This is a genomic window from Halomicrococcus pelagicus (assembly GCF_050954125.1).
The window spans coordinates 396,349-413,672 of record NZ_JBPBWC010000003.1; the positions used below are offsets into that span (position 1 = coordinate 396,349).

Below are 17,324 nucleotides of genomic sequence, written 5' to 3' on the forward strand. Positions count from 1 at the left end.
ATAACGGTTTCAATTTGGACGATTGTTAAATAGGTGGCACCAGAGAGGATACACTATGGTTTCACCGGGCAAGCTACGACTACTCACTGCCCTCTCGGAGGACTCGCTCGAGGAACTTCGACCGACGATAGACGAGGAGACGGGAACCGTCGTCTACCCGGACGCACAGCGACGACTCGACCGTAGCGACGGGCCGGTCATCGAGGTGCTGGAGGAACTTGCGGACCACGACCTTCTCGTAAGCGATTTCCAGGAGAAAGTGTACGTCTGCCCCCAGTGTGAGACGGAGGGGATGCGGTACACGACCGTCTGTCCGTCCTGTGAGTCCCCACACACGATACAGACCGAGAAGTACCGCCACCCGACGTGTGGCTTCGAGGGCGTCCGCGAGCAGTTCGCGGACGGGAACGCCGTCACCTGTCCGAACTGCGACGCCAGTCTGGAGTCGCTGGAGAACCTCGAAATGGACCCGGCCAACGTCTGTGAGAACTGCGCTACGGTGTTCGAGATGCCGGAACACCGGCTTCGGTGCCGGGAGTGTCGACACGCGTTCCCGCCCCGAGAGACCATCGAACAGGTGCTGTACCAGTACTACCTCAGCGAACGCGGCGCTCGCTGGGTCGACGAACAGCAGACGGCGCGCCAGCGCGTCGCCGAGATATTCGAGGAGCGCTCGCTCGACACGGAGATAGACGCGACGGTGACGGACGGAGCGGGCGAGGACGTTCCCGTCCACGTCTACGCGAAAGACGAATTACTCGACGACCGGGTCGTCGCCGGCGTCCACGAGCGGCCGACGGAAGCCGACGTCAGGCAACTCCGCGAGACCGCGGCGGCCCTCGACGCGCGGGCGACGCTGGTCACCACGTCCGGCGAGATAGTCGGCGACGACGTCGGGACGCTACTCGCCGACGAGGAGTTGACCGTCCTGAGCCTGTCGGACGGCAGGCTCCAGCGGGAGTTCCAGGTCACCGACGAGGCCGGCGCGACGGACTCGTTCGTCGGCCGCATCGCCGGCATCCTGCGACCACAGCGGCGGTAGCTCCCGATCGCACGACCGTCCGCGACGAGCGCGGGCGAACGCAGACGGCACGTCACCCGGCGGGGACGACCCGGTGGAGTCTCCCGTCACCGCCGGCGGTCCTGAGGACGTACAGCTCTCCGGCGTCGTCGCGGCCGAACGAGAGGATGCGGTCGAGGCCGTCGCCGGCCACCTCGACGACCCGAATCGGCCACGGACGGTTCTCGGAACGCGTCGCGACGAACAGTCGTCCCTTGGCCCGCAGGTCACCGAAGACGTACGCTCCGCGCAGTCCGGGGAGCGTCGAGCCGCGGTAGACGTGGCCGCCGATGACCGACACGCCGCCGGGGTCGCCGGAGTGGGCGTACTCGACGACGGGGTCGACCAGCGGTTCGCCGCCGCGAACGCTCTTCGGCGTCGCGTCGGGGCAGTTCTCCGCCTGATAACAGTGCGCGCCCTCGCGGACGTTCCAGCCGTAGTTGCCGCCCTTCTCGACGAGATTCACCTCCTCGTATCGGCGCTGGCCGACGTCGGCGACGAAGAAGTCCGCCCCGTCGAACGACATCCGCCAGGGGTTGCGCAACCCCCACGCGTACTGTTCGTCGCGGCCGGGTCCGCCGACGAGCGGGTTGTCGTCCGGGATGCCGTACGGCCGGTCGCCGTCCCGGCTATCCACGTCGATGCGGAGGACGCTCCCGAGAAGGTTCTCGGTCACGTCCTGGCCGTTCCCCCCGTCGACGGCGTCGTACCAGTCCTGGACGTGGCCCGCGCCCTGGTCCCCGCCGGCGCCGCCGTCGCCGACGCCGACGTAGAGGTAGCCGTCCGGGCCGAACAGGACGGAGCCCGCGTTGTGGTTGGCCTGCGGTTCGGGTATCTCCAGGACGGTCCGCTCGGAGTCGCGCCTGACCCGCCGTCCGTCGGCGGTCGCCTCGAACTCCGCCAGGACGAACGTGTGGCTGTAGCTCGACGGGGTTCCCTGCCGTCGCGGCGCGCTGTACCGGACGAACAGTCGGCGGTTCTCGGCGAAGTCGGGGTGGAGCGCGACGCCCAGCAGCCCTTTCTCGCTGCCGACCTCGACGGTGTCGCGCAGGTCGAGGAACGGCGCGTCGCGGAGGCCGTCCGACCCGTGGACGGACAGTCGACCGTTCTGTTCGGCGACGTAGCGCCGGTCGGCCTCGGGCGCGAACGCGACGTCGGTGGGCGCTCCGAGGCCGCTGGCGAGCGTCTCGAGGCCGACCTCGCCCGGTAGGCCTCCGCCCCCGGTCGTCGACGTCGTTCCGTTCGCCGTCGACGCCGTTCCGGTGGCGTTCGTCGCTTGGTCGGCGGGCGTGGTCGACTGGCTACAGCCGGCCAACCCCGTCGCGGTCCCGGCGACTACGGACTGGAGGAAACGTCGCCGCTTCATAGCCTGTCATGGTGTGCCACGGACAAAAGGGGACTGGGCCGTCCGAGGGGGACGTGCCGTCGTCGCGTCCCCCTCGCGTCACCCCGGACTCCGCTCGGACTGCGGGTTCCCCCGGACGTCGTCCAGCGCGTACAGGGTGCGGAGCCTCCCGACGGCGGTCTTACCCACGTAGCGGAGGACGTCGAGCCCGGTCGGTATCGTGTACAGGGAACCGAGCGAGTCCGGCGTCGTCGGGTCGTGCGCCGGGTCCCGAAGCGACACGATGCCGTTTGCGAGCATCTCCTGGCACGCGGCTATCTGGCGGCGCTCGACCTCGCGCCAGGTGTGTGCGTCGGAGATGTCGACAACGGTCTCGACGACGACTTCGCCGGCGTCGAGCGTCTCACCGATTCGCTGGAGGGTGACTCCGGCCGTCGGGTCATCGTGGAGAAACTCCCAGAGGCCGCCTGGCTGGCCGCGGTAGGATTCGAGGTCCCCTCGGTGGAAGCTCAACACGCCGTGGGTCGGCATCTCCAGAAACTCCCCCTTCAGCACGCCGAACCCGAACCGAACGACGACGTCCGTGTTCGTCCCGACCGTCTCGGCGACATCGTCCGGAAGGCGGTTACCGAACCCGTTCGCCGGAATCGGCCTGCATCGGATGCGGTCGGCGTCCGAGAGACCGTCGATGGTCTCTATCCGCTTCGGTTTCCGGTACTCTGGGACGGGGCCGAACTGCCGGACGACCCCCGTCAGCGACCAGAGCGGGTACGAGCGAAGCCTGTCGAGCCCGCACGAGAGGTACTCGCGGAACTCGTCCGAGAGCGACCGTGCGAGGAGGTCGCTCAGGTCGTCGGGACCTGCGGCGTCGTTGACGACGAGGTACGCGACCTCGACGTCCGCCTCCGCGACCATCCGCTCGATGGCTCGCTTCATCCAGGCCGGTACCGTCTCGCCGGGAAGGAGTATCCCGACCCGGAGCAACTCCGCCTCCGGTGACCGACGGTCCTGACCGTCGGGGCTCGTCCCCGTCGCGTCCGATTTCGGGTTCGACGGTTCGCTCGAAGGGACGTCTGTCGCCGGACACATGGTTTCACCACGTCGTTTTCGGACGTTCCGTTTTGTTATACGCGGCCTGCGGTCGCCGGGACGGAGTTTTCCCGAAACTGTGCCGGATGTACGTCTTCCGTACTGCTCCGTCGCATCGGCCTCGCAGAAAGCATCGAGGCGGAACGAGGAATCGCCTTCGAAACGTCCGATTCCAACCGATAGCTGTCACTTCCTTCGCCGTTGATGGCCGTTATGTCTCGCCGAACGAGTTCCGGTCGACGTGCGCCGGCGTCGACCGGCGTCCGCCGGTTACGTCTGGAACTGCGGGCAGGCGTTCGATTACTGCTGGAGGTCGTGTAGCTGGTCTTCGAGCGAGGTGAGTCGACGCTGTAGCCGGACGACGTAGCCGAATATCGCGAGAAAGACGATGCCGTATCCGGCGACGAGTAGGGGTTCCATGCTCATCTCCCGTTACGAGTCTTCGTCCGAAGTACTTTGTCCTCTATCTCGTGTAGCTTGATACGGACGCCCATCAGGGAGGCGTACAGGAGCGTCACCGCGACGATGGTGACGACGAGCGTCAGCGGGTCGATGTTCGCGCTCACGCCCTCGTTTCCGAGCGTCGTCTCGTGGAACGTCGGCGTCCACAGCCGCGTCGCGGTGTACGAGATGGGAACGGTTACGAACCCGAGGACGCCGTAGACGGCGGCGTACTTCTCGTCGCTGCTGTTCTCCGTCGAGGAGTAGACGACGAGATACCCCGCGTAGACGAGCCAGACGACGAGGAAGGTGACGAGTCGAACGTCGCTCCACTCCCACCACGAGTTCCAGATGACCTTCCCCCAGATGCTGCCGGTGACGAGCGTCAGCGTGGCGAACAGGAACCCTATCTCGCCGGAGCTGTGAGCGAGCCGGTTCCAGAACCGCCCGTCGTACCGGAGGAAGAGGACGCTCCCGAGGAACGTCGTGCCGAGCGCGACCGCGGCCGTCCAGGCGAGCGAGATGTGCCAGTAGGCGATACGGTTCGCACCGTGTTCGATGCCGTACATCGTGCTGGAAGCGTACCCGAAGACGAGCACGATGGAAGCGATGCCGGCGACGAGCGTTCCCCACCGGACGACGCCGCTCCACATGACCCGATGGAGAATTCGGACGAGGCCTCCCAGTCCGGACGATATTGTGCGCATATCCCTAATCTATGCAAGGGATTGAACTCCGACTCCTAATCTCTTCCGTTCACGGCGGTCAGACGAGCAACGACATCGCCGCCTTGTCGAGTTCGAAGAGCAACGCCACGCCGGTCGCGACGAGCGCGTATCCGGCCACCTTCCGGAGCAGTTCGGGTCGCCGGTTCCGCATTGCGGCGTCGACGAGCGCCCGCCCGCCACGCTTGCTCCCGTAGGCGACGCCGAGTAGCGGGAGCGAGAACCCCAGTCCGTAGACGAAAAGCAGCGACGCGCTCCGGGCGACGCTCCCGGTCGTCCCGACGTACGCCAGCACGGCCCCGAGTATCGGACCGACGCAGGGAAGCCAGACGACGCCCAGGAGCAGTCCGAGCAGGAACGCACTGGCGATGGGGTGGTCGTCCTCGTCGACGATGGTGGTCGCTTCGGACGCCTTGCCCGCGACCCTCGACGCGTACTTCGAGTACACCGCGTGGATGTCGTCGTCGGCCATGACCGCCCCGAAGGCGATCAGCAGCACCATCAGCGGGCCGCGGAGCGTCGCGGGCGTGAGTCCGCCGACGACGCCAGTCGCGACCCCGAGCGCGGTGAACGAACCGATGCTCCCGAGGACGATGGCGGCGGGTCGCAGCCGGTGGCCGACGCTTCCGGCGAGCATCGGCGGAATCATCGGCAGACAGCAGGGTGTCAGGATAGTCAGCACTCCTGCGACGAACACTGCGACCGTACTCGGTGTGCCAGCCATCGTCTACTCTCGGCGAAAGCAGGGTTCGCGGTTCGCGTTACGACGTCCGGTCGGAACGCGTCCACGCAGGCTCGTCGCGCACGAACGCGGCGTCGACGTCACTCTGCGTGTCGTTGGCGGTTCCGTTCGTCGCGTTCCCCGAGTTCTCGTACGGATGGTAGTCCGACCTGTTCGTCGGGAGGTCGGTGTTCACCGACACGTTCCGCATCGGTTCGTCGTAGCGGTCGACGTTGTCGGGGATGTCGCTCTTGCTGATCGGCTGGGTGCCGATCGGCAGTCCGGCCGCGATGAGCTTCTTCGACATCGGGTTGATATCGTAGCCGAACCGCTCCTGAACGCGGTCGTAGTAGACCGCCTCGTCCGGCGGTCCGTCCTTCGACCAGTCCTTGTTCTGGCGGTCGAGGTGTGGCCGCTTGTGCGCGTTGACGTACCCCGCGATGTCCTGGACGTCCCGCCAGTTGGTCAGCTGGTGCGGCGACCCGTACGGCATCGCCTCGCGGATGAAGCCGGCGGACGTGTACACCCGGCCCATACCGGCACCGTCGTTGTACGATTCTGGACCCCACAGCGGCGGGTACTGTCCCTTCTTGCCCTGCCCGTCCTTTCCGTGGCAGGACGCGCAGTTCTCCAGGTAGAGCTTCGCGCCGCGCACGGGGTTGATGTTGGGCACGGGCACCTGCTCGTCGCCCTCGGGCTTGCGGATGTGCCGCCAGTAGGGGACCTTCTGCATCGGCGTCCCCTTCGCCAGCCAGACGAGGTACGACTCCATCGCCTGGATTTCACGGCTGTCGTACTCGGGGATGTTCTCCGGCTCTGTGTTCATGCTCCGGAGGAAACAGCCCTGGATGCGCTGGCGCGTGTCGCGCATCCGGCTCGTCCGGCCCGTCCACTCGGGATATCCGGCGGCGGTCCCGACGAGGGGAATCATGTCGATGTCCTGGCCGACCATTCCCTGCGTGGTCGGCGCCGAACCGCCACCGTGGCAGTGCGCACAGGACATCCTGCTCGATCCGGTCATGTTCGGTATCTCGCCGGAGGTGTTCGCGAACAGCGTTTGCCCGTACTTGATGAGTTCGCGCCGGTTTTCGTTCTCCGGGAGCGTCGAGTTGTTCATCTTCTTGGGAACGAACGCAGCGCCGTCCCCGGCCGTCTCGTTCTTGTATCGGAGGTCGTCCGCCGACTTGCCCTCGCGCAGGTTCTCGTCTATCCACTCGTAGCCCGACCAGTCGCCGGGCAGTTTGAGTTCGCCCTGCTGGCTGTCGTCCGCCGGATACATGAGCGGAGCGGCACAGCCGGCGAGTACGAAGACGAGCGCCAGCGCAGCTGTCGCTTTCCGTCTCATGGGGTATCCCACCGACGATGCGACGACAGTCGCTTGCCCGAACGACCCTCTCGTATCACTTCCGTGGCCATGTACAGTATTGTGTTCTCCGGTTATATCTGCGGGGGTATTAAACGTTCTTAACTATATTTTTACTAATCTAGATTACCTGTCGTAATACGTCGAAGTCTGACCGGAGTGGTCACGGAATTCGTTTCTTTGAACGACCAGAAGCGTTCATTCTCGTCGTGCCTCCCGCAAGAGAACCGTCATCGATTGTGGTGGCTCTCTCCAAGAACACGCAATACTTAACCCGCCGGGGATGCGACCACTGCGTAGTCGAATGACACCCCGGAAGGTCCTCACACTGCTCTTTCTGGCGTCACTCCTGGGTATCGGCTACTTCTCGATGAACGCCGCACCGCTTCTGAGTGACCAGTCGTACTCCTATCACGGCGGCACCGAGTGGCACACCAACGTCACGGAGGCGCAGCAGATAGCCGAACGGCAGGACAAGCCGATGCTGATCTACTTCTGGACGACCTGGTGTACGTACTGCGAGGACTACAACCAGAAGGTCTACTCGGACGCCGCGGTGCGCGATGACCTCGACGAGTTCGTCCTCGTCGCGGTGAACCTCGACGACAGCAGTCCGGCGGCGACGCGTCTCCAGCAACGGTACGACGCCAACTATCCGCCGCAGCACGTCGCGGTGACGCCGGACGGCGAGACTCTCGTCGAAATAAACGGTTACGCGGAAAAGAAGGCGTTCGTCGAGTATCTCCAGCGCGCCCAGCGGAGGTACGACGGATGACGCCGGGACACGTCGTCGTGTTGCTCGCGCTCGGGACGAGCGTCGCTGCGACAGTCCTGCTCGGCCGCGACTACGTGCGCGACGAGGAACGGTTCGTCGACTACGTCCCCGCACTCGTGGGGGCGACCGCGGCCCTGCTGGCGACGGCGCTCTCGTATCTCACCTACCAGTTCGTCACGACCGACTACTCGAACGCCTACGTCTGGAACAACACGGCGGACTACCTGCCGCTGCTCTACCGAATCACGGGCGTGTACGCCGGAAACGAGGGGTCGGTGCTGCTGTGGGCGACGCTGGCCTCGACCGTCGCCTTCTGGGCCACGCGCGTCAGGGGTCTCGCCGGCCGAGACCGGAAGCTCGTCCAGGGCATCACGCTGAGCATCGTCGCGTACTTCGGGGTGATGCTCGTCGTCCAGAGCCCGTTCGACACCGTCGCCGACTCGTTCCCGCAGGCCGCTGCCGGGTTCACCCCCACCGCCGGCCGCGGTCTCAACCCGCTGCTGGTCGACCCGTACATGGCCATCCATCCACCGGTCATGTTCGTCGCGTACGCGCTGTTGACTGTGCCGTTCGCGATCGGGTCGGCGCACTTCGTCTCGCTGCTTTCCGGCCGGGACGGACTGTTCGAGAACTGGTACGGGAGCGTGCTCCGCTGGCTACGGGTCAGCTGGCTCTTCCTGACGGCGGCCGTCGCGCTCGGTGCGCTCTGGTCGTACACCGTGCTCGGGTGGGGCGGCATCTGGGCGTGGGACCCGGTCGAGACCGCCATTCTCGTCCCCTGGCTGTTCCTCACGGCGACGCTCCACGCGGTCACGAACTACCGTCCCGGACGCAACTACACGGTTCTCGCGCCCGCGATGACGTCGACGGTGTTCGCGCTCGCCATCTACACCACGTCGGTCGTCCGGAGCGGCGTCTTCCGGAGCGTCCACTCGTTCGCCGACGGCGGAATCGGCGCGTCGCTGCTCGTTCTGATGGGGGTGACGGCCGCGCTGGGCGTCTTCGTTCCGCTCGCGTACTGGTTCACCCTGGACGGCGAACCCGCAGGTGACGGCGACTGGCTCACCAGGACGAACCTGCTCCACCTCGCCGTCCTCGCGCTCGGGACGCTCGCGTTCGTCTCCATCTGGGGGCTGACGTTCCCGCTGCTGCGCGACCTCGCGACCGGCATCGAGGTCGAGGTCAACCCCAAGTACTACAACCTGTGGAGTTATCCGGTGGTGGTCGTCGCGATGCTGCTGCTCGGGTTCTACATGGACTTCGACGTCGAAGGACGCAAGCGGAGTCTCACCGCCCTCGGCGTGTTCTCGGTCGCCACCGTCGCAGCAGCGTTCGTCGTTCCGACCCCGGCCTGGCGACTCGCGTCCGTGTCGGCGTCGGACGCGCTCGTCTACCGCATCGTCGGTAACGCGAGCGCGCTCTCGGTCGTACCGCCGGTGCTCTACGTCTGCATCGCCGTCGTCAAGCGCGCTCTCGACCGGATTCCCGGCACGCCGCGTCGGTTCCAGTTGAAGGAGGTCGGCATCACGTTCGTCCACGTCGGCGTCGCGATACTGGTCGTCTCGCTGGCGTTCACGTACCTCTTCACGGCCCAGTCGTCGGTCATCATTCAGGACGCACGCCAGGGGTCGAGCGTAAAGCAGGTGCAGGGATCGGAGTATGCGGTCCAGGCAGTCGGCTACAGCGAGAGCACGCTTCCGAAGAACCCCGACCCCCGGCAGAGCGCGCTGTCGACCCGGGAGGTCGAGTCGAAAGGGCAGTCGCTGAACGGGAGCGTCGAGACGATTCACGGGACGGTCACGGAAATCAGACGCGGGCCGCGTGCGACCGTGGCGCAACTCGACGGCTCCGGAGTGTGGGTCGGGTTGACCGGCCAGAACCGGTCGGCTGCCGACCTCTCGAAGGGCCAGGAGATAGTGGCGAAGGGCGCGGTCATGTGGAACTACGTTCCCCAGACCGACGTCGTCGTGCTAACGGACGTCGAGCACGTCGGCCCGGTCTCGAACCCCCCCTCGACGCTCGACCTGACGCGCGTCGAGAAGAAGTCGGTGAACCTGCGCGTCTACCGGAACGACGAACTCGTCGCCGCCGGGAACGCCGGCCAGCGCCGCTACGTCAAGCAGGGCGGAATGCAGGTCCGCGACGTACTCATCGACCGTGGACTCACCCACGACACGTACGTCATCGCCGCGCTCAACGACGGTACCGCGTCGCTGACCGTCAAGCGCATCCCGCTGATGACGCCCATCCGTGCGGGCGTCGCGCTCCTCCTCGTCGGCATGTTTCTGGTCCTCCTGTTCGACCCGGACCACGGTCTCGCCGCCGAATCGCTCCGGTCGTCCGCGACCGCACCACAGAACGACACCTCGACGTCCGACTGACGATTTCAAACGTATGAAACGCTTCGCACTCTCGCTCGTCGTACTGCTCGCCTGCCTCTCGGTGCTTCCGCTCGCGACCGGGGCAGCGAACGATACGGTATCGGTTTCGGGAACGGCGACGGTCGCCAACGGCACCGCGAACGGCGACACCGTGACGGTGACGCCACTGGACGAGAACTACCGCCGGGCGGGACCGTCGGTGAACACCACGGTCTCCGACGGGTCGTTCACCGCCGACAACGTCACGAAGGCACCGCTGTACTACGTTCGCCTCCAGCACGGCGGTTTCTCGCACTACGTGCTGACGAACACCACGTCGGGCGTCGCCTTCGAACTGGGGGCGTCCATCTCCGGTCGCGTCGTGACCGAGAACGGATCGGCCGTGCCGAACGCCCGCTTGCTGGTGACGAGTCCGACCGGGCCACCGGTCGGACAGGTGAACACCTCCGAGAACGGGACGTTCGACGTCGGACCGCTGAAGCCGAACACGACCTACACGATACGGATGCATCGTGCCGGCGTCCCGTACAGGAAGACGATCACGACCGGGAACGCGTCCGACGTCCGGTTCGTACAGCGCGAACCGACGGCGAACGATTCGGTGCTCTCCGTCTCCGGCGGTAATCCCGCGAGCCGCGTGATGCAGGTCGCGCCCCGGAACAACAGCTCCGGACTGCGCGTCGTCGAGACGCTCACGCTGAACAATACCGGCGACCGCCCGTTCGTCGGCCCGGTCCACGTCACGCTTCCGGACGGCGCGACGCCGACCGGCGCGATGTTCCGCGACAAGCAGACGCAGTTCACACGCCGCGGCGACGGCGTCGTCGTCAACGCGACAGTCGCCGCGAACGACACGACCCGCATCGGCGTCGCGTATCGCATCGACAATCGGACGATACAGAAGACGGTCGAACACGACACGGACAACGTCGCCGTCGTCCTCCGCGGTTACAACGCCTCGCAGGTACGGCACTCGTCGAACCTCCGACGGGGACAGTCACCCATCCCGATGCTGACGAACGGCGAGCCCCTCGACGCCGGTGACCGGATTCGCGTCCACGTTCCGAAAGACGCGAAGAAGTCCCCCGGCACGTCGGCGAACCAGCCGGCCCAGGACGGCGGCGGCTCCGACTTCCCGGTCAGCGTGCTCGCACTGTCGTTCCTGAGCATCGTCATCGGCGGCATCCTCGCCTACCGGGCACTCTGACGCGATAGTGGCCGTCGACGGTCGCTCCCGTCGAAATCGTTTGGCCGCTGCGTTTCGACCGCTCTTCTATCCCTCGACGACGTAGTCGAACGTCGCGAACCCGGCGAGAAAGAGGACGCCGTCGTAGGCGAGCAACAGCACGACCCACGACGCGAGCGGTTCGGCGGTTCCGAGGCGTCGCGTGAGCGAGATGCCGGCGAGTAGCACGGGGACGACGAGCGGGACGAGCAACATCGGGAGTAACAGCTCTCGAATCCGGGACTTCACGGTCAGCAGTGCGAGGACGACGCCGGCGGCGGAGAACCCGAACGACGCGGCGACGACGACGCCGACGAGCGCCGGGAGCGTCGCGACGGTCGGAGAGTAATCGAGGAAGACGCCGACGAACGCGAGCGTGAGGAGCGCGACCCCCGTGACGAACACGGTCGAACTCGCGACCTTGCCGACGTAGACGGCCGACCGGTCGACCGGGGCGAGCAGCAGGCCGTCGAGCGCGCCGTCCTCGTCCTCGACGGCCGCGCCCTGCACGACGCCGAATGTCCCGGCGAAGACGAAGGCGATCCAGAGTGCGCCGCTGCCGACCGTGCCGAGGTCGACGAACGACTGGGCGAACCCGAACGCGAAGACGACGACGACCAGCAGCGCGAACACGACGGCGGTGTTGAGGACGCGCTTCGAGCGAACTTCCAGCACCAGGTCCTTCCGGGCGATCTCGTAGGCGACCCGCAGGAACGTCCGCATCGTCACCGGCCCCTCAATCCGATGGCGGCTCGATAGCAGTCCAGGAACTCCGACGGCGCGTCGAGGTCGGCCAGGCCGACGTCGCGCTCGACGACCCCGCCGTCGAGGACGAGCGCGCGGTCGCAGTGTTCGAACCCGCGTTCGAGATCGTGGGTCGCCATCACGACCGTCTCCACGCCGACGGCGTCGAGGAGGTCCCCGAAGTCGGCCATCGACCGCCGGTCGAGACCGGAGTACGGTTCGTCGAGCAGCAGGACCTCCGGCTCGTGCAGGAGCGCCCGAGCGAGCGACAGTCGCTTGCGCATGCCGTGGGAGAACCGGCTCGGATCGCTGCTCCCGTGGGCCGAGAGGCCGACCAGTTCGAGCAGTCGTTCGCATCGGTCCTCGTCGACGCCGTGGAGGCTCGCGTGCAGTCGAAGGTTCTCGCGCGCCGTCAGTCCGTCGTAGAGCATCGTGTCGTGAGAGAGCACGCCGAGGCGCCGCCTGACGGCCGTCCGGTCGGGCGTCAGTTCCTCGCCGTCGACGAGCACCCGCCCGTCGGTCGGCGTCGACAGCGTCGACAGGATGCGAAGCAGGGTCGTCTTGCCCGCGCCGTTCGGTCCGAACAGGCCGACGCGCTCGCCGTCCGCGACGCGAAAGCTCACGTCTCGGAGGGCGGTGACGTGGCCGAATCGTTTCGTCAGGTCGTCGACGTCGATGAGTGCCATTTGTCGCTTCGAGCCGTATCGGTTGCTCCGTTACCGTCGCGCTCCGCCCTGCGATGCCACACCGCGGCCGCCGTCGTAGCGGTCACCGGCGGTCCCTGCCGGATCACTTCGACTTCTCCGGGCGCTCTTCGCCCTCGTGGGCGCGCACGGAGAGGTCCTGAGCCTTCAGTTTCCCGTCGCGGAGAGCACCCTTCGCGACGACGATGCGCCCGTTCTGCATCGTCTCCGGCATCGGTCCCTCGTACACGACCGGCACCGAACTGTCGTTCTCCGTGACTTGGAAGGTTATCCGACCGTTCGCCCGCTGCAGGTCCGTGACCTGGCCCTCCAGGTTCACCCACTCGCCGTCGTACGTGCCGCTCTCGGCCTCGGCCGGCGTGACGAACGTCGTCGTCGCGTTCATCGTCGTCACCCCCAGAACGAGCAGCAAGACGAGTATCCCGACTCCCCCGAAGAGGAACTTATTTTTCCGCTTCATTGGATTGAATTGGTCGTTTTCTGCATTTCAAAGTTGGCCTTCGTCCGAACGCCCGTCACGGCTCAGGAGGGACCGTCCGATGGCAACCGTCTCGACGTCGCCACGGTCGGCCGCCGTCTGGAGCGCCTCGACTGCATCGGCGGTGACCTCGGTCGTTATCGCGTCCGCCAGCGCCGCGACGATGCGGCGCTGTTCTTCGGTGAGTCCGTCCCGTTTCAGTTTCCGCGTCGCTTCGGCGAGTTCGCATCGTTTCGTCCGTCGTATTTCGGTGCGAACGTCGTCGACCGCGTCCGTCGGCGTCGCGTCCGAGCACGTATCTGCCGTCGCCATCGTTCGCGTACAGTGACGCCGGTGGCATATGTGTTTGGATAGTTCCCCCAATATTTCCCACGTCCACCTACGACGTCTCTCCCACGGACTCCCCGGACCGGATCTCACTTTCTTCGTTCGAGTCGACCGTCCTGCTCTCGACCGTCGACGACGCGAAAACCGCCGGTCTCGTCGCGCGTCGAGACCTCTCGCTGGGGGAACGGTATCTTGATTCCCTCCCGGTCGTAGGCGGTCTGGACGGCCGCGATAACCTCGGTGATGGCGCGCCACTTCCGGCGACTGCTCGGACGGTCGATCCAGAACCTGAGTTCGAGGACGACGGCGGACTCGTCGAACCCCGTCAGAACGGACCGGGGCCGGGGTACCTCCAGAACGTCGGGAACGTCCGCCATCTCCCGTTCCGCGACCGACATCGCCCGGTAGGGGTCGGTCGAGTAGTCGATGCCGACCTCGACTTCGAGCCGAAGTCGCCCCTTCCGCCCGTAGTTCGTGATCGAGTTCGAACTCACCTCGTCGTTCGGGAGGATGACGTACTCGCCCGAAAACGTCTCGATTCGCGTGGTGAACAGCGTGATGTCGGTGACGATGCCTTCCCCGGCTTCGTTTTCCCCGATCGGAACCTGTATCCAGTCGCCGATCTCGAACGGCCGCGAGAACATCAGCGTGAATCCTGCTATCAGCGCGCTCAGGGTTTCGTTCGCTGCCAGTCCGATGATGATACCGAGGAATCCGGCCCCGATGAGGAACGCGCGAACGTCCACTCGCCACACGCCCAGCAGTAGCAACCCCGAGAGGAGGTAGATGCTGACCTCCGCAACTCGGGCGAAGACCTCTCCCTGATGGCGAGTGATCTGCCTGCTTTGCGTAACGAATCGGTCGATGATACGGATGGACATCCCCGCTCCGACGTAGGCCGCCACGAGGAGACCAAACGTGATCGCAATGCGGGCTCCTGCTGCCGTGAGTTTCGAGAAGACGTCGACCCTCGGGGCGGGAGCGGTGGGGTCCGTCCAGAGCGCGAGTGCCCACTGTCCGACGAGAATCGCGGCGAGTCCACTCGTCGTGAGGAGGAAGACGTCCACGAAGCGCGAGTTGAACTGCCGTTTTAGTCGCGGTGCGATCCTCCAGAGCACCCACACGACGAACACGAGCACGACGAGCAGGAATGTCGATAGCAATACCCGAGAGTCGGGGTCGGGGAGTTGCTGGTCGAGTTGGAAGACGAGGCTTGGAGAGTTCGACATGGAACCGACTCCGACGGTGGTGTGGCACGCTCTCCGGTGTTCACGGAGACGGCCGACACTCGTCTCTCTCACTATACACCGCATCCGGCTTGAGTATGTTGAAAAGCCTACAGAAATGGGACAATATATCTGAGATTCACGAACTTCTCTTGAAAAATGAGAGGTGGATGGTTGGTTCCTGGTCAGTGTCAGGGAACGTTTCGGTCGTCGCTGTGCACTTCGTCTGGGACGGGGCCGCGCCTCTCCTCCCGGCGACGTCCAGGGAGGAGACGACTGCTACGATGTGATTGCCACCGTCGCGTCGTACTCGCCGCGGTCGGTCGTCACGTGCACGTCAAACGTCACGGCGAGCACGTGCGTCTCGCCGCCGCGGTTCTGGACGACGACGCCCCGGTCGGCCTCGCACGCGCCGAACTGCCGGTCCGGACCGCTCGGACACCGCCGGTTCGCCCACGCTCGGGCCACCGACCGGTTGTAGCCGACTCGATACACGGTCCCCTCCTCGACTCGTGAGGTCTCCAGCGTCTCCACGTCGTCGGCTATCCGCGACCGAACCGTGGACACCGCAGCCGACCGCGACCCCCACCGGTAGCTCGACGGAATCCCGTCGGCGGCGTCGTGGACCGCCCTGCCGAGGACGCGCTCGGCGCTCTCGACCGGCGCGTCGCAGTCGCCGGTCGCTCGCACGTCGGCGTGACATCCCAACTGAGGTAGGCGAACACGACCGGAGCGAGCGCGACCGCGACCACGGCGGCCGCCGCGAGGACCAGCTGAGCACAGTCCAGGTCGTCTCGACTGATCACGCGTACCACACCCAGATCGTCACACCGTCGTTCGTCGTCGTCATCAGAATCCTACTGTCTTCTGCACCTACGCGAAATTAGTGTGTTATTTTAACAGCCGCTAGAGGACATTGTTAATGCTGATCCACTGGAACTTCCCATTTCGACCAGCCATAATCACGCTAAAGTCTGTAACCGTAAGCCGGTATAGAGATCCCTGGATATTCATCCCCGTTACATGGTTCTTTGACTGGAAACCATCGTTACGGAAGTGCGAGGAGACAGCCCCGCCCTTTAGGGCGGGGAGGATGTCAACGTGCCATCGCGATGGATGAATCATAATCGGAATTACGGCCACTCCAACGTCTAACGACCATATCCGGTGGTGAGCGTAAGTTGTTGGGTGTTCATAATCAGTATTTCCCCCGGAAGAACGGGGTGTGATTGGTTCAGCGAACGACTATGGACGAAAGTGAAGGGATATGGAAGAGATCTTGCTTGGAGAGGGAAGTTGCTTTGAGTGAATCCGGTTACGGCTATCGGTTTGTACTGAGAGTACAGCGCACAGATTTGATCCGTCATGGCCTTAGAAATCGCCAGACCGAATCCGATTATGAAGATTTGAATGGCTCTATGAACAGAATTCTTGCGAAGCGTATCGTTGTCCTTAGCACCCTCATAGCATCGTCCGCTGATTTTCGCCACTTTCAGACATTCTGAGCAGACCACGTTCTCATTCCTAGTTCCGTCTTCCAGCTATCCCCCACATCTTTGTCCCGGGGATTCAGGCCAATTATGAGACCGAGTTGAACCCCTAGAAGAGGACTAGAACGCTCATTATCGGTTCTCGTGAGCTGATGCTGATTATGAAATGAGATAGTTAATTTAGTTATATGTAGCCGGGGTTTCATTCGACCGTTCGAACGTCCCCGTCGAACGGGGTCCGGAACCGTGTCGCGGCGCAACTCCGCGAGGGAGACGCTCCGTGACGACGTCGACGAGGACGTCCGCGTTCGCTACGTACCGAAACGAAAACGAGTGCGATGTCGCTCCGCTCGACTTGGGTCGCTACGTCGTGGTCGTCATGGTCGTCGTCTCCTCGCCGCTCGCGTCGACCGCCGTCACGAGGTCGAACGCCTGGGCGTCGTCGCTCGCTTCCAGGAGACCGACGGCGAACGCCGAGACGACGGTGCCGCCGTCGAGCGTCGCGTCGAACGTCGCGACGGCTTCCTCCGTCCCGGCGGGACGAACTTCGATGGAGTACGACCCGGCGGGAACGTCGACGTAGTCGCTGGCGTTGCCGAACTCGAGTCCTTCGAGGAGTACGTTCCCGTCCGCGGCGACGTCGACGGCCGGCGCGTCGGGCGAGAGGTGAACCGCTCGCAGGCGAACCTGGTCCGCCGACGGCGCTTCGTTCTCGTCCACGAATACGAACGCCTCGGGACTGTCGAGTCTGCCGCCCGCCGCAACCGTGTAGTCGGTGTTCGATTCGAGGGTGGCTTGCTGTTCGAGAATTGCGCTCTCCCGACCTTCTCCCGCGGGCGCGACCTCGAAGGTGTGTTGGCCGGGTTCGAGTTCGAGGTAGTCGCTCACGGCCTTGAACTCGACGCCTTCCAGAACGCGGTTCCCGTCCACGAACACGTCGACTGCTGGCGCGTCCGGAACGGCGTGGACGATTCGGACGCGGGCCGCTTCTCCATCGGCTGTGGTCGTGTCGTCTGCGCTCGCTACCCCACCGAGAGCGGTCAGTCCGCTCGCACCGACGATTCGAAGTATCCGTCGTCGTGTGTGCTTCATCTCTATTTCCCCCGCCACCTCCACGACAGGTTAGCAAAAAATAATTTTCCCCAACCAGTTGGGCACTGTTCAGATTAGCTGATTCCATGCGAAGGCGAGCGTTTGCAACCAATTTTCGGCGGAGCGGTGTGTTGCGTG

The 17,324-nt window shown here is 65.0% G+C and carries 16 protein-coding genes and 1 pseudogene; 4 read left to right on the top strand and 13 right to left on the bottom strand.

Annotated elements, in window-relative coordinates:
- Window positions 1–55: 55 nt before the first annotated feature.
- On the top strand, window positions 56–1,042 hold the full coding sequence (locus tag ACRYA2_RS09730) for a TackOD1 domain-containing metal-binding protein (protein WP_433627048.1): 987 nt from the start codon (window positions 56–58) through the stop codon (window positions 1,040–1,042).
- Window positions 1,043–1,094: 52 nt separating this feature from the next.
- Here ACRYA2_RS09730 and ACRYA2_RS09735 read toward each other — a convergent pair whose 3' ends face one another.
- The 6 genes from ACRYA2_RS09735 to ACRYA2_RS09760 all read right to left on the bottom strand — a co-directional run bounded on the left by ACRYA2_RS09735 (window position 1,095) and on the right by ACRYA2_RS09760 (window position 6,726).
- Entirely contained in the window at window positions 1,095–2,426 is a 1,332-nt protein-coding gene (locus ACRYA2_RS09735; protein ID WP_433627051.1) for a PQQ-dependent sugar dehydrogenase, read from the bottom strand.
- A gap of 78 nt (window positions 2,427–2,504) precedes the next feature.
- Window positions 2,505–3,494 carry a formyltransferase family protein gene (locus tag ACRYA2_RS09740; protein WP_433627053.1) on the bottom strand — a complete coding sequence of 330 codons (990 nt, stop codon included), beginning with the start codon at window positions 3,492–3,494 and terminating at the stop codon, window positions 2,505–2,507.
- A 300-nt stretch (window positions 3,495–3,794) separates the two neighbouring features.
- Window positions 3,795–3,914, bottom strand: coding sequence for a CcmD family protein (locus ACRYA2_RS09745; protein ID WP_433627055.1), 120 nt, complete (start codon window positions 3,912–3,914; stop codon window positions 3,795–3,797).
- Between the two features lie 2 nt (window positions 3,915–3,916).
- Window positions 3,917–4,588 carry a cytochrome c biogenesis protein gene (locus ACRYA2_RS09750; protein ID WP_433627124.1) on the bottom strand — a complete coding sequence of 224 codons (672 nt, stop codon included), beginning with the start codon at window positions 4,586–4,588 and terminating at the stop codon, window positions 3,917–3,919.
- Window positions 4,589–4,700: 112 nt separating this feature from the next.
- A complete protein-coding gene (locus ACRYA2_RS09755) occupies window positions 4,701–5,384 on the bottom strand; it encodes a cytochrome c biogenesis CcdA family protein (RefSeq protein ID WP_433627057.1) in 684 nt (227 codons plus the stop codon).
- Between the two features lie 37 nt (window positions 5,385–5,421).
- Window positions 5,422–6,726 (bottom strand): c-type cytochrome, encoded by a 1,305-nt coding sequence (locus ACRYA2_RS09760; protein ID WP_433627060.1) that lies wholly within the window; start codon window positions 6,724–6,726, stop codon window positions 5,422–5,424.
- Between the two features lie 322 nt (window positions 6,727–7,048).
- Between ACRYA2_RS09760 and ACRYA2_RS09765 the strand changes: the two genes are divergently transcribed.
- The 3 genes from ACRYA2_RS09765 to ACRYA2_RS09775 are packed head-to-tail and all read left to right on the top strand — an operon-like array spanning window position 7,049 to window position 11,107.
- Window positions 7,049–7,519 (top strand): thioredoxin family protein, encoded by a 471-nt coding sequence (locus ACRYA2_RS09765; protein ID WP_433627063.1) that lies wholly within the window; start codon window positions 7,049–7,051, stop codon window positions 7,517–7,519.
- Window positions 7,516–9,900, top strand: a complete 2,385-nt coding sequence (gene ccsA, locus ACRYA2_RS09770) for a cytochrome c biogenesis protein CcsA (protein ID WP_433627066.1) — start codon at window positions 7,516–7,518, stop codon at window positions 9,898–9,900. Before ACRYA2_RS09765 ends, ccsA begins: the two co-directional genes overlap by 4 nt.
- A gap of 13 nt (window positions 9,901–9,913) precedes the next feature.
- Window positions 9,914–11,107 carry a carboxypeptidase-like regulatory domain-containing protein gene (locus ACRYA2_RS09775; RefSeq protein WP_433627068.1) on the top strand — a complete coding sequence of 398 codons (1,194 nt, stop codon included), beginning with the start codon at window positions 9,914–9,916 and terminating at the stop codon, window positions 11,105–11,107.
- Between the two features lie 66 nt (window positions 11,108–11,173).
- On the opposite strand, the gene ACRYA2_RS09780 is transcribed toward ACRYA2_RS09775, so the two are convergent.
- The 7 genes and pseudogenes from ACRYA2_RS09780 to ACRYA2_RS09810 form a co-directional block, all read right to left on the bottom strand.
- The gene (locus tag ACRYA2_RS09780) at window positions 11,174–11,848 is read right to left on the bottom strand and encodes a heme exporter protein CcmB (RefSeq protein ID WP_433627127.1); all 675 of its coding nucleotides are present in this window, start codon (window positions 11,846–11,848) and stop codon (window positions 11,174–11,176) included.
- Between the two features lie 2 nt (window positions 11,849–11,850).
- Window positions 11,851–12,555: an ABC transporter ATP-binding protein gene (locus ACRYA2_RS09785; RefSeq protein ID WP_433627070.1), complete on the bottom strand. Its 705-nt coding sequence runs from the start codon at window positions 12,553–12,555 to the stop codon at window positions 11,851–11,853.
- A gap of 103 nt (window positions 12,556–12,658) precedes the next feature.
- Window positions 12,659–13,033 carry a cytochrome c maturation protein CcmE domain-containing protein gene (locus ACRYA2_RS09790; protein ID WP_433627072.1) on the bottom strand — a complete coding sequence of 125 codons (375 nt, stop codon included), beginning with the start codon at window positions 13,031–13,033 and terminating at the stop codon, window positions 12,659–12,661.
- Between the two features lie 27 nt (window positions 13,034–13,060).
- On the bottom strand, window positions 13,061–13,363 hold the full coding sequence (locus ACRYA2_RS09795) for a hypothetical protein (protein ID WP_433627075.1): 303 nt from the start codon (window positions 13,361–13,363) through the stop codon (window positions 13,061–13,063).
- Between the two features lie 104 nt (window positions 13,364–13,467).
- The gene (locus tag ACRYA2_RS09800) at window positions 13,468–14,607 is read right to left on the bottom strand and encodes a mechanosensitive ion channel family protein (RefSeq protein WP_433627077.1); all 1,140 of its coding nucleotides are present in this window, start codon (window positions 14,605–14,607) and stop codon (window positions 13,468–13,470) included.
- 276 nt (window positions 14,608–14,883) lie between these two features.
- A pseudogene (locus ACRYA2_RS09805) lies at window positions 14,884–15,419 on the bottom strand (DUF7261 family protein).
- A 1,038-nt stretch (window positions 15,420–16,457) separates the two neighbouring features.
- Window positions 16,458–17,186: a DUF4397 domain-containing protein gene (locus tag ACRYA2_RS09810; protein ID WP_433627080.1), complete on the bottom strand. Its 729-nt coding sequence runs from the start codon at window positions 17,184–17,186 to the stop codon at window positions 16,458–16,460.
- Window positions 17,187–17,324: the final 138 nt, after the last annotated feature.